This is a genomic window from Pandoraea norimbergensis (genome assembly GCF_001465545.3).
In the GTDB taxonomy this organism is placed as follows: domain Bacteria; phylum Pseudomonadota; class Gammaproteobacteria; order Burkholderiales; family Burkholderiaceae; genus Pandoraea; species Pandoraea norimbergensis.
Genome location: NZ_CP013480.3, coordinates 4,818,387 through 4,830,575 on the forward strand (window position 1 = coordinate 4,818,387; position 12,189 = coordinate 4,830,575).

General features: G+C 64.3%; 8 protein-coding genes. 1 reads left to right on the forward strand and 7 read right to left on the reverse strand.

Annotated features, from left to right (window positions below; all coding sequences use genetic code 11):
* Position 1 precedes the first annotated feature (1 nt).
* Genes AT302_RS21010 through AT302_RS21020 form a run of 3 tightly spaced genes read right to left on the reverse strand, consistent with a single transcriptional unit; the run spans position 2 to position 5,903 of the window.
* Positions 2 to 1,486, reverse strand: coding sequence for an efflux transporter outer membrane subunit (locus AT302_RS21010; RefSeq protein WP_058375682.1), 1,485 nt, complete (start codon positions 1,484 to 1,486; stop codon positions 2 to 4).
* Complete coding sequence (locus AT302_RS21015; RefSeq protein ID WP_058375683.1) at positions 1,483 to 4,629, reverse strand: multidrug efflux RND transporter permease subunit; 3,147 nt, start codon at positions 4,627 to 4,629, stop codon at positions 1,483 to 1,485. The genes AT302_RS21010 and AT302_RS21015 overlap by 4 nt, the downstream gene beginning before the upstream one ends.
* A 2-nt stretch (positions 4,630 to 4,631) precedes the next feature.
* Positions 4,632 to 5,903, reverse strand: a complete 1,272-nt coding sequence (locus AT302_RS21020; protein WP_058375684.1) for an efflux RND transporter periplasmic adaptor subunit — start codon at positions 5,901 to 5,903, stop codon at positions 4,632 to 4,634.
* A gap of 305 nt (positions 5,904 to 6,208) precedes the next feature.
* Here AT302_RS21020 and AT302_RS21025 point away from each other — a divergent pair, with 305 nt between their 5' ends.
* Positions 6,209 to 7,081 carry a LysR family transcriptional regulator gene (locus AT302_RS21025; protein WP_058375685.1) on the forward strand — a complete coding sequence of 291 codons (873 nt, stop codon included), beginning with the start codon at positions 6,209 to 6,211 and terminating at the stop codon, positions 7,079 to 7,081.
* Between the two features lie 55 nt (positions 7,082 to 7,136).
* On the opposite strand, the gene AT302_RS21030 is transcribed toward AT302_RS21025, so the two are convergent.
* The 4 genes from AT302_RS21030 to AT302_RS21045 all read right to left on the reverse strand — a co-directional run bounded on the left by AT302_RS21030 (position 7,137) and on the right by AT302_RS21045 (position 12,169).
* The gene (locus tag AT302_RS21030; protein ID WP_167365817.1) at positions 7,137 to 8,525 is read right to left on the reverse strand and encodes a histidine-type phosphatase; all 1,389 of its coding nucleotides are present in this window, start codon (positions 8,523 to 8,525) and stop codon (positions 7,137 to 7,139) included.
* 17 nt (positions 8,526 to 8,542) lie between these two features.
* Complete coding sequence (locus AT302_RS21035; protein ID WP_058379826.1) at positions 8,543 to 10,693, reverse strand: TonB-dependent siderophore receptor; 2,151 nt, start codon at positions 10,691 to 10,693, stop codon at positions 8,543 to 8,545.
* Between the two features lie 276 nt (positions 10,694 to 10,969).
* A complete protein-coding gene (locus AT302_RS21040) occupies positions 10,970 to 11,386 on the reverse strand; it encodes an ExbD/TolR family protein (protein WP_058375687.1) in 417 nt (138 codons plus the stop codon).
* The gene (locus AT302_RS21045; protein ID WP_058375688.1) at positions 11,387 to 12,169 is read right to left on the reverse strand and encodes a MotA/TolQ/ExbB proton channel family protein; all 783 of its coding nucleotides are present in this window, start codon (positions 12,167 to 12,169) and stop codon (positions 11,387 to 11,389) included.
* Positions 12,170 to 12,189: the final 20 nt, after the last annotated feature.

Below are 12,189 nucleotides of genomic sequence, written 5' to 3' on the forward strand. Positions count from 1 at the left end.
ATCAGGATGCCGACGGCTGCGGCTCCCAGCCGCCGCCCAACGCGCGATACAACGCCACGTGATTGACGAGCACGCGCTGCTTCACGTCGATCAACTGCTGTGCCGCCTGAAACTCGCTTCGCTGCGCATCGAGCAGTTCGAGGTAGCTCGCCACGCCGTTGACATAACGGCGCTTGGCCAGCCGCAGCCGCTCGCGCTCGCCATCCGACACGCGCTTTTGCGCCTGAAACTGACGTGCCAGTTGTGTCTGTGCCGTCAACGCATCGTCCACTTCGGAAAACGCCGTCTGGATGGTGTGCTCGTACGTGACCACGGCCATTTCCTTGCGCACTTCTGCAAGGTTCAGGCCTTGAATGTTGCGGCCACCGTCGAAAATCGGCACGGTGATCTGCGGCAGGAACGACCAGACACCTGAGCCCGCACCAAACAGATCGGCAAAGCGCGTGCTGGCCGTGCCGATCTCCGTCGTGAGCTTGATCGACGGGAAGAACGCTGCGCGTGCCGCACCGATATTCGCATTGGTCGCGCGCAACTGCGCCTCGGCACGGCGGATGTCCGGACGGCGCATCAACAGCGACGACGGCAGCCCTGCGGCCACGGGCACGACGAACGCGTCGTCAAGCGTGGCAGCGGCTACCGGCCGTGTGCCGACGTCGCCCGTGAGCACCTGCAACGCGTGCACGACCTGACTGCGTTGGCGCTCACGCTCGGCAAGGGACGCACGCGCGACTTCGACCTGCGTCGTCTCGGTGTTCAGATCGAGATCGTCAACCAGACCTCGCTCGGCGCGCAGACGGATGACGCGAATACCTTCCTCGCGTGCCGCCAGCACTTCGCGGGCATAAGAAATCTGCTCGCTAAGCGCAACCAGACCGATGTACGACGTGGCGACCTCGGCGACCAGACTCACCTGCGCCGCACGTTGGGCTTCTTCGCTGGCGAGATACTCCTGTAACGCCGCGTCGCGCAAGCTGCGCACACGACCGAAGAAGTCGAGTTCAAATGCGCTCACGCCTACCGTCGCGCGCAAGTCGTTGGCGACGTAATTGCCCGTGGTTCCGCCGTTGCCATCAGACGTGCCCGCATAACGCTGGCGGCCGAATGCGCCGCCTGCCTGCACGCTTGGCAGCAGGTTCGCGGCTTCGATGCCGTACAGTGCGCGCGCTTCCTGCACACGCAGCGAGGCCAGCCGAAGGTCGCGATTCTGCACCAGTGCCTTGCGGATCAGTGCTTGCAGGCCCGGGTCGGTGAACACCTCCGCCCAATCGGCATCGGCCGTCGGGGCGGCAGTGAGGGCCGTCATCGAACTGAGCGACGCCGATGCCGGCACCGAGCCGTCCGGCGAGGCGTCATAAGTGGTCGGCATCGGTGCCGCCGGGCGCTCGTACGTCGGCGCCAGCGTGCAACCGGCCAGCAAGGCGAACAGCGCCAGACTAGCGATGCGGCCCACGGTCATCCCGCTAACGCGGGGTCGAAACGTCGTCATACATTCCCCTCGGCGGCCGGCTTCACGTCAACCGCAGCGTCCGCCTGATTCGGATTCGGCCGGCGCACGAAGCGCCCGACCCACAGGAAAAACAACGGCACGAGGAAGATCGCCAGCACCGTGGCCGTTACGATCCCGCCCAGCACCGCCACACCGATCGCGCGCTGCGCACCGGAAGCAGGCCCCGTCGCGATGGCCAGCGGCACCACGCCGAAACCGAAGGCGAGCGACGTCATCACGATCGGGCGCAGGCGCAGACGCGCAGCTTCCACCGCCGCATCGATCCAGCTCATGCCGTGCTTGACCAGATCGTTTGCCACTTCCACGATCAGAATCGCGTTCTTCGCCGACAGACCGATGGTCGCAATCAAACCGACCTTGAAGTAAATGTCGTTCGGCATGCCCAGCAAGCTCACAGCACTCAAGGCACCGATCACACCCAGCGGCACCACCATGATGACGGACGCCGGAATGGCCCAGCTTTCATAGAGCGCGGCGAGTGCGAGAAACACCACCAGAATCGACAACGCGAACAGCATCGGTGCCTGCGCGCCGGAAATGCGCTCCTCGCGCGACTGACCGCTCCACTCGTAACCGATGCCCTTCGGCATGTCGGCCATCAGTTGCTCCATGCGCGCCATGGCTTCGCCACTGCTCTTGCCCGGCGCCGATTCCCCTTGCAGCGTGAACGACGGATAGCCGTTGTAGCGCTTGAACTGCGGCGCACCAAGCTTCCACTTGAGCGACACGAAGGACGACAGCGGCACCATCTCGCCGCTGGCATTGCGCACGCGCAGATTGCCGACGTTCTCCGGCGACACGCGCTGACGGCCATCGGCCTGCACGATCACACGGCGGTTCTCCGCGCCGAGCATGAAGTCGCCCACGTAGTCCGAACCGAACATCGTCGCGAGCGTGGTGTTCACCTCATCCATGCTCACTTTGAGCGCTTCCATCTTGCGACGGTCGAGCGTGACGTCGATCTGGGGCACATCGCCCTGACCGGCAAAGATCACGTTCTTGAGCACCGGATCATCGACCGCCCGCTTGAGCAATTGGTCACGCGCGGCGATGAGCGTTTCGTTGCCCACACCGGCACGGTCCTGCAAGCGCAGACTGAAGCCGTTCGACGAACCCAGCTCCGGCAGCGCCGGGCTGTTCATCGCCAGCACCATGCGGTCCGGCTGACCGCCGAATTTCGCATTCACGCGATCTACGATGGCATTCACGCCGTCGTGCTTCGATGTGCGCTCGTGCCAGTCTTTCAGCGTCACGAACAACATGCCGCCGCCCGGCCCGGCGCCGAACTCGTTCCAGCCACCCAGCACGAAGACGTGTTTGACCGGCTCATCCTTCATCAGGTAGCTCTCGATACGCGTGAGGGCCGTCATCGCTTCGGGCAGCGTCGCGCCTTGCGGCTCGGAGGCCATCACCATGAAGCTGCCGGTGTCTTCCTCCGGGATGAAGGCCGACGGCAAGCGCATGAACGCCAGCGGCACCGCGATCAGCACCACCGCGTAGACCACGATGGCGCGCCACGGACGACGCAGCGTATTGCTCACCGTGCGCGTGTAGCGCTCGGTGCCCAACGCAAACGTGCGGTTGAACCAGCCGAAGAAACCCCGTTTCTCGTGGTGATCGGCCGAGATCGGGCGCAACAACGTGGCGCACAACGCGGGCGTCAACGAGAGGGCGAGGAACGCCGAGAAGGTGATCGACACCGCGAGCGTTACCGCGAACTGGCGATAGATGTTGCCCACTGCGCCCGAGAAGAACGCCATCGGCACGAACACCGTCACCAGCACGACCGTAATCCCCACGATGGCGCCGCTAATCTGGCGCATGGCTTTGACCGTCGCCGCATAGGGCGGCAGCCCTTCCTCGACCATGATCCGTTCGGTGTTCTCGACCACGACGATGGCGTCATCGACCAGAATACCGATGGCCAGCACCATGCCGAACATCGTGAGCGTGTTGATCGAGTAACCCAGCCCCAGCAGCACGCCGCAGGTGCCAAGCAACGCGACCGGCACGACGAGCGTAGGGATCAGCGTGGCCCGCAGATTCTGCATGAACAGGTACATCACGAGGAACACGAGCACCACGGCTTCGAGCAAGGTCTTGAAGACCTTCTGGATCGACACCTTCACGAACGACGCGGTTTCGTACGGGATCTGATACGACACCCCGGCCGGGAACAAGCTCGCCTGCTCGTCCATGACGGCACGCACGGCCTTCATCACTTCGATGGCATTCGACCCGGCGGCGAGCTTGATGCCCATGGCCGTGGCCGGCAGACCGTCGACGCGCGACGAGTAGTTGTAATCCGACGCGCCCAGCTCCACGCGCGCGACATCGCCCAGCCGGATCGCCGAACCGTCGGCGCGTACGCGCAACGGAATATTGGCGAACTCTTCCGGCGTCGACAGCGCGCTGTCGGAGACGATGTTGGCGTTGATGGGGGCTGCCGTGGGCGTTGCCCCGGCACCGAGATCGCCGATGGTCACACGCGCGTTGTAAGCGCGCACTCGCGAGACGATGTCGGAGGCCGTGAGATCGAGCGCCACCAGCTTGGACGGATCGGGCCAGATACGAATGGCCTTCTCCGTGCCCCAGAACTGCACCTGCCCGACACCGGGCACGCGCTTGAGCTGGTTCATGACCTGTGCTGCCGCGATCTCACCGAGATCGAACTCATCGACCGACGGATTGCTCGACGATAGCGTGACCACCATCTGCACGTTGTCGGCCGCGCGCTCCACTTTCACGCCGTAGCGACGCACGACTTCGGGCAGACGCGATTCGATGGTCTTCAGCCGGTTCTGCACCTCGACGGCGGCCAGATCGAGACTGGTGCCCTGACGAAACGACAGGCTGATCGACGATTCGCCGTTGCCGCTTGAGGCCGACATGTACATCAGTCCCGGCGCGCCATTCATCTGGCGCTCGATCACGGCAGTCACCGAGTCTTCGACCACTTTGGCCGACGCGCCCGGATAGCTGCTCCAGATGCTGACGACAGGCGGTGCGATGTCGGGGTACTGCGCGACCGGCAGCGACCGGATCGACAACAGACCGACCAGCGTAATGATTAACGCGATCACCCAAGCGAATACCGGGCGATCGATAAAGAAACGAGCCATTGTTAGAGCGTCTCCGCTTTGGAGGCCGGTCCGGCACGCGCCGGATCGGATTCAAGTTTGGCTTGGGCTTCAGGCGGAGTGGACGCCGCAGTCGCGGCGCTGGCCGGCTTGGCGGCGGCCTTCGGCTCGCCGTCTGCCTTCACCTTGACCTGCATGCCGTCGGCGAACTGCGCCACGTTGTGCACGATCACCTGCTCGCCGCCCTTGAGGCCGTCGGTCACGAGCCAGTCGCGACCCTCGATGGCTTCGGCGCGCACCTTGGTGTCGTGCACCTTGCCTTGCGCATCGACCACGCGGACAACCGCACCATTCCCCGTACGAAGCAGCGACTCGCGCGGCACCCGCACGATGTTCGGATTGACCGCCCCTTGCATGCGCACCTGCACGAAAGCACCGGGCAGCAGCACGCCGTCCGGGTTCGGCAGCAGTGCGCGCATGGCGATGGTGTCGGTGCCCGGGTCGACCGCGAGATCGGTAAAGAGCAACTTGCCCGGCAGGTCGTATTCGCGGCCGTCGGGCAGCGTGACATGCACCTTCGGCGCGGCGGCTTCGTTGCCGTTCTGCAACTTGCCGGCGCGCAGATCGCGCGTCATGGCGTACACCTCGGCGGCCGGTTGCGAGAAGTTCACGTAGATCGGATCGATCTGCTCGACGCGCGTGAGCAGCGTCGGCGAATCGAGACCGACCAGCGCGCCTTCCGTCACCTCGGCACGACGCACGCGGCCCGCGATCGGGGAGACGACGCTCGTATAGCCAAGATTCAACTCGGCGCGACGGACTTCGGCGCGTGCGGCGAGCACGTCGGCACGCGTGCGGGCTTCCGCGGCACGTGATTCGGCGTCTTCGCGGGCACTGATGGCACGCTCTTCGAGCAGACCGCGATAGCGCTCGATCTTGTCCTTGGCGGAGTCATGTTCGGCCTGTGCCTTGGCGAGCGCACCGCGTGCGGCATCGAGCGCTGCCGACAGCGGCTGCGGGTCGATGCGGAACAGCACGTCGCCGCGCGCAACCTTCTGGCCTTCCTGATAACGACGCTCAATGACAACGCCGCCAGCGCGTGCGCGCACGTCGGCACTGCGGTAGGCCTCAAGGCGTCCCGGCTGCTGGGTCGTGAGTGGCTCGGCGCGGCGCTCGACCGTGCGCACGACGGCTTCCGGCGTGGCGTCGGCTTTGTCTTCTTTGCCGCGATCCGTGCAGGCAGCGAGCAGGAGCAGGCCCGCGAGCGCGCCCGTTAGCATTCCGAAACGGGTTCGGTATTCGATTTTCGATGACATGTAGAAACTTGGATTTACGACATCCGGTCGGGGGGGTGTCGACACGGCGTTGGGAGCGCTGCATCGACCCGGTGGCAGGGCCGGCGATGGGGAACCGGGCACCTGCGTCTCTTTCATGGGTCGCCGTGGGTGGCAGGTGCGCGTTGCGCGAAGGGGTCTGAACCTGAGACCACCGGACCGGGAGATCCGGTCGTCTGCCGCCTCGCCTGTTTCGGCGTTTCAATTCGGCGTTTCACTAGGAGAACCGCGATTCTGACCTGAAAACGATGTTAGAAAAAGTTGGAACCTATCTATAGAATGGATGGATGAACTGGACAATTGAACAATTGCGCTATTTTGTGGCGGCAGCCGAAGAGGGTTCGATATCGGCTGCCGCGCGTCGTCTGGGCAAGGCCCAGTCTGCGGTCAGCACGGCCATTGCCTTGCTCGAAGCCGATTTGGGATTCGAGCTGTTCGACCGCAGCCGGCGCAACGCCCGGCTGACCGATCAGGGCGACGTCATGTTGCTCGAAGCCAAAGAGTTGTTGCGTCAGGCCGAGGGGCTCAATCACCGGGCGAATGCGCTGGCGTACGGCGAACAGCCGCAACTCTCGCTCGCCATCGACGAAGCGTTGCCCTATCAGGCCGTGAGCGAACTGGTTCGCGATCTCGCGCACCAATTCGCCTATCTGGAGCTGACGCTGCTTAACGGCACGTCGACGGAAGTGGCCGAGTACGTGGAGAAGCAGCGCGCGGATATTGGCTTTCACGTCGACCGTGGCGCGATTTCTTCGGCGCTCGGGCACAAGTATGTGGGCTCCGCCGTGCAGGGCGTCTTTGTGGCTGGCGACCACCCGCTGGCCTTCCGCGATCACGTGACGCGCGGTGATCTGGCGAAGTACCGGCAGATTCTGTTGCAGATGGGCGACTTCACGCCGTTGCAGCTAAGCCCGTCGATCTGGCGCGCGGATAGCTCGTACGTGATCGCCAGCATGGTGGTCGACAAGCTCGGCTGGGCCGTGCTGCCCATCGACATCGCCCAGTACGAAGACCTGCACGAACTGCGCTGCGACGACTTGGGATTGCCGCAACTGCCGGTGCGCATGTTGTGGCGATTTGGGAGAGAACCCAACGACGTAATGCGCTGGTGCGAGGGACGATTCGGGGAATTGCTGCGCGGCAGCGCGGCTACGTCATAAAAACAATGGGCGACGCACAAAGCGCCGCCCATTGTCTTGCGGCTGAATGACTCGCCTACTTCGTATCGGCGTAAGCTTCCGGCGCGATGGCCTCCCGATCGATGACACCGGCGGTCAACGATTCGAACTGCGCCAGCGTCATCCACTCGCTGCCGACGGACTTCGGTTGATAGACAGCGCGCAACGGCGGATGCGCATCGTCAAGCGGCACGAGATGGCGCATCTGATCGAGGCTCTGCGCCACATACGACACGCGCACGAAGCGCTTGCCGTCTCGCTGACGCACGAATCGCTCGAACATCAGCATGCCACCCGGCACCACATCGTTCTCGCGATACACACCGAGCTTCCAGTCGAAACCGAGCATCGCGCGCACCTGCGAGATGTTGGTGTCGTGCGCCACGAACAGCGTCAGGCGCGCGGGCGGCGGACCACCCTTCACCGGCTTGGCCTTCGCCACACCCGGGCCTGATTCGATCGCCATGGCCACCTGACTCAGCAACTGCGAGGCACCGCGTCGCGCCAGATACGGCGTGTGGTTGACGAGATCGTACTTGGCGCTGCGCAGGCCCATCAGACGGATCACATCGTCCTCGCCTTTCACATGCCCGAAGGCGATGCGCTCAAGCGGCCAGCCATCGGCGTATTGCATGCGAATGGTCTCGCTCATGCTCGCGCCGACCGACACCGGCCCGGTCAGTCCGATCTTGCCGCTGTCCTTCACGCCCCACGCCTTGGCATACAGACCGCACGCATCGACACCCCGCTTTGCCGCGCAGTCCGCCGGTACGCCGACCGCCTCGACCATCACGGCGACGTCCGCCTCATACTTCTTGCGCGCCAGTTCGGGCGAGCCGCCCATGGCTTGGAGAATAGCTTCGTTCGCCTTCTTGGGGTCCGGCGTGCCGAGGCCGATCTCCGCGCCATGAAATAGCGTGTCCAACGCGTTGGTGGTGTGCTGCACGGGCACACCGCAACCCGGGAACATACCGTCAAGCATCGCCTTGGCCGTCGCCTGTGTTCGTGCCGACGGGCTCGTCCAGACGAACGTGTCAGCCGCCCCCGCGCAAGCCGCCTTGCCCAGCAGTCCGGCGCGGGTAAGCGTCTGGCGTTCCCACGCGCCAAGCAACGTCACCGCCTTGTAACCATGCGGCGTCAGTTGCCCATCCGCGACTTCGAAAGCGGGCCACGGTTGTGCAGACGCCGCGTCCATCTTGGGCGTGTCGGTCGCGGCGCGCACGCCATGACGCATCACGATCACGGCGCGCTCCAGACGCATCCCCGACGGCGCCCATGCCTTGGTCGCCGAATCTGCCGCCGAATCTGCGGCGGATACCTCCGCAGCCATCGCAGCCGGCGACACCAGCACCGTCGTCAGGCCGCTGGCGATGACTACCGCCATCGCCGCCCACATTGCGCCGCTATTCCGGCAATGTCGTTGCATGGATTTCCGTCTCCCCATCAGAAGTCGATACGCGCGTTCAGGCTGAGCGTACGCGGTGCCCCCACCTGGAGGTAGTTTTCCTGGTAGTACGACCAGTAGCGGCGATCGGTCAGGTTCGTCACGTTGGCACGCAGGGTCACGAGCTTGCCATACATGCGCGTGCGGTATCCCACACCGGCGTCAAGCAGTGCCGACGGGTTGATGTAATTCACGTTGCCCGAGTCGATGGCCATACCGCCGAGGTAGCGAACACCGAACTGGAAGTACAGGCCTTGCACGGCCGGCACCCGCCACGTTGCCTGAAAGGCGGCCTGCCAGTTCGGCGCACCGACGGCGCGCTTGCCGTTCACGCCCGCCGCCGCGTTGACGTATTCCGAATTCAGCCCCATCACGCTGGCATCGAGCGTCAGGCTGCGCAGCACGTCGACCGAGCCACCCAGTTCAACGCCCTGATAGCGCACCTTGCCGTCTTGCACGAAGTAGTTCGCGCTGTTGACGTACTCCGCCCCGCGCTCCACGCGGAACAGTGCCGCCGTGGCGCGCCAGCGCCCCTGATCCGTCTTCACGCCCACTTCGTACTGATGGCTCTTGATCGGGGCCATCTGCTGGTTGGCGTTTTTCGTCGTGCTGTCGGCGGTGCCGCCCTGCTCCAGCGATTCGACATAGCTGGTGTAGAACGTGAGATCGCTGCGCGGCGTGTACATCAACGCCACGGTCGGCGTGACCGGCGAGGCGTGGTACGTGGTGGCCGCCGCTGTCGCCGACGCGTGGGCGATTTCGTCGTACGTCTGGTAACGCACACCGGCGAGCAACGACCACGAGCCGTACGAGATACGGTCGCTCGCGAAGATCGCGCGTTGCGTCAGCTTGTCGTCACCATACGTGCCGCCGCTGAAATTCACGTTGTTGGCCGAGTAGATCGTCGGCGAGTACAGATTGCCGTTGCCGACCACCACCTTCGGCGTGTTGACCGACTTGTTCGACAGCAACACCAGGTTGCTCGCACCGAGGACGATTTCGTGCGTGAGCGGTCCGGTCTTGAACTTGCCTTCGACCGTTGCCTGCACTTCGTCGAACTCGTAGCTGTGGTATTCGGCGCTGATGCGGTCCGAGTAGTCGCCCTTGTTGCTCGAGATGTAGTACTGGTCCTTCTTGTACTGGCGCACCGAATCCGAGTAGCGATAGGCCACCTTGGCGACCCATTCCGGCGCGATCTTGTACTGCACGCCGAGCGTGGCCATCTTGTAGGTCACGTCAGTGTAGGAGCCGTTGCTGTACAGCTTCGAGCGGCCCGAAATCGGATCGGGCACCGAGTACTTCGGGCTGGTGATGATGTCGACGCCGCCGGACGTGCGGCGCTCTTGCCACATTGTGTCGAGCGTGACGGTCAGGTCGTTGGTCAGGCGCGCATCGAGGCCCAGACCCACCGACGTGCGATTGATCTTGGCGCTGTCGGCGGCGGCATTGCCTTCCTCATGCACCGCGTTGAAGCGGAAACCGAAGCGGTCGTCCTTGCCGAAGCGCCCGCCCGTGTCGAGGTGCTCCTTCCACACACCGTCTTCCGACCAGCCCTGGTCATAGCTCAGCGTGAACTGCTCGGTTGCGCGCTTGGTCACGTAGTTGACGATACCGCCAGGGCTGCCAAAGCCATACATGAAGCCGGTCAGGCCCTTGAGCACTTCGATGCGGTCGAACATTTCCAGCGGCATTTCCACGCCGCGATTCACGCTCGCGAGACCGTCGATCTTGTAGCCGTTGAGGTCGTCGAGCGGCAGGCCTCGCACGGCGAGTGTGGCCGGGTGCGTGCTGTAGCTCGTGCTGATCGAGGTAACCGATGCGTCGTACTTGACCGCTTCCGAGAGGATGTTGGCCTGACGGTCTTCGATCTCCTCACCGGACACCGATTTGATCGAGAACGGCGTTTCAATTTCCGGATGATCGCCGAGTGCACCGGCGCTGGCGCTGCGCTTGAGGCTCGTCGGTGAAGTGATCTGTGCGGCGGAGACATTCACTTCCGGCAGCGTGGCTTCACTGCCGGCCGCTGCCAACACGGTAGTGGCGGCGGCGTCTGCTTTTGCCTGCGCTTGCGCGGCGAGCGGCAGCAAGCCTGCGAGACAGAGTCCAGCCGCGACGAGGCGCGCGTACAGCGTCGAAGTATGAGGAGACACGCGTGGCGCGGCAAATGCGGCCGCGGGGGCAGTCTTGCGATGCGTCAGGCGTTGCGATAGATCGTGGCGCATGGTGATCGAAGTGATGGGCGAAGGGTTGTGGTTATCTGGCAACCGGCTACGTTGGTGTCGCTGTCGGTGCCGGTGCGGGCGCGCAAACGCCCCCACCGGTGCCGCAGCAGCGGCCGGTGTGCCTTATCGAAATAGGTGGAACTCGGTGAATCTTTGCGAAGCCGCGCACGAGGACGCGAGATCTGGATTCCGGCCGTTGGGCCTTCAGCGTTTCGCCGCCTCGCTGACGAAACCGATCTTGGCGAGGCCGCCGGACTGCGCCGCCGACATCACCTGCATGACGTCCTCGTAAGCCGTCTTGCGGTCGGCGCGCAGGTGCAGCTCGGGTTGCGGCTGCGCACGGGCGGCATCGGTAATCAGGACGCGCATGGCGTCGAGATCAACAACACGGTCGTTCCAGTGAATGACGCCCGTGGCGTCGATGGCCACGTCGATCGTTTCCGGTTTGACTTCGGCAGGAGCCGACGCCGCACGCGGCAGATCGATCTTCACGGCGTGTTGCAGGGCGGGCATCGTGATGATGAAGATCACGAGCAGCACCAGCATCACGTCCACCAGCGGCGTAGTGTTGATCTCGGGGTTGAAGTCGTCTTCGACGTCGTTATGCACGGCACCGGCCATTTACGCAGCCTCCGGCATGGCTTCGCGGCGGCGCGATTCCTTGGCCGTCACGAGCGCCTTCACTTCAGCGTCGGCACCCGCGTCGACACGTTCACCGCCTTCCGGCAAACGCTGTCCGACGACGATCATGTCGTGCAGTTCGTAGATGAACGCGGACAACGCGGCCACCGACGTCTTGTTGGCGCGCAGCAAGGCGTTGTAAGCCAGCGATGCAGGAATCGCGACGGCCAGACCGAGCGCGGTCATCACCAGCGTCTCACCGACCGGACCGGCCACTTCGCCGATGCTGGCCTGCCCCGACGCACCGATGGTCATCAGCGCGTGATAAATCCCCCACACGGTGCCGAAGAGCCCGATGAACGGCGCGCTGGAGCCGACCGTGGCGAGCACCGGCATGCCGCTTTGCATGCGCACCTGACGGCGCGCAATGCGTTCGCGCAGTGCACGAGTGAGCCAGTCGGACAGCACCGGCGGCGTACGACCGGCGGCGGTGGCCTGATGATGTTGCAGCGTGGCGTCCAGACTCGTGTGCGCCAGTTCAACGAACGGGTTACCGCGCGCGTCGCCGTCGAGCGTGGCGACACCGTCGCGCAGCGAGCCGGCCTTCCAGAATGCGCCGGTGGCCTGATCGGCCATGCGGCGCAGACGCCAGTTGGCGAACGCCTTCGTCACGATGACGTACCACGACGCCACCGACATCACGAACAACAGGAGGGCGACGCCCTTGATCACGCCGTCGGCTTGCGCCCACAGGGTTTCGAATCCGAATTGAGGAGTTGCCATAAAAGCCTCGGTAGAAATAG

Bases quoted from the DNA above. Each gene is read 5' to 3' on its own strand.
- AT302_RS21010 (WP_058375682.1), bottom strand. From the start codon at position 1,486: ATGACGACGTTTCGACCCCGCGTTAGCGGGATGACCGTGGGCCGCATC.
- AT302_RS21015 (WP_058375683.1), bottom strand. From the start codon at position 4,629: ATGGCTCGTTTCTTTATCGATCGCCCGGTATTCGCTTGGGTGATCGCG.
- AT302_RS21020 (WP_058375684.1), bottom strand. From the start codon at position 5,903: ATGTCATCGAAAATCGAATACCGAACCCGTTTCGGAATGCTAACGGGC.
- AT302_RS21025 (WP_058375685.1), top strand. From the start codon at position 6,209: ATGAACTGGACAATTGAACAATTGCGCTATTTTGTGGCGGCAGCCGAA.
- AT302_RS21030 (WP_167365817.1), bottom strand. From the start codon at position 8,525: ATGCAACGACATTGCCGGAATAGCGGCGCAATGTGGGCGGCGATGGCG.
- AT302_RS21040 (WP_058375687.1), bottom strand. From the start codon at position 11,386: ATGGCCGGTGCCGTGCATAACGACGTCGAAGACGACTTCAACCCCGAG.
- AT302_RS21045 (WP_058375688.1), bottom strand. From the start codon at position 12,169: ATGGCAACTCCTCAATTCGGATTCGAAACCCTGTGGGCGCAAGCCGAC.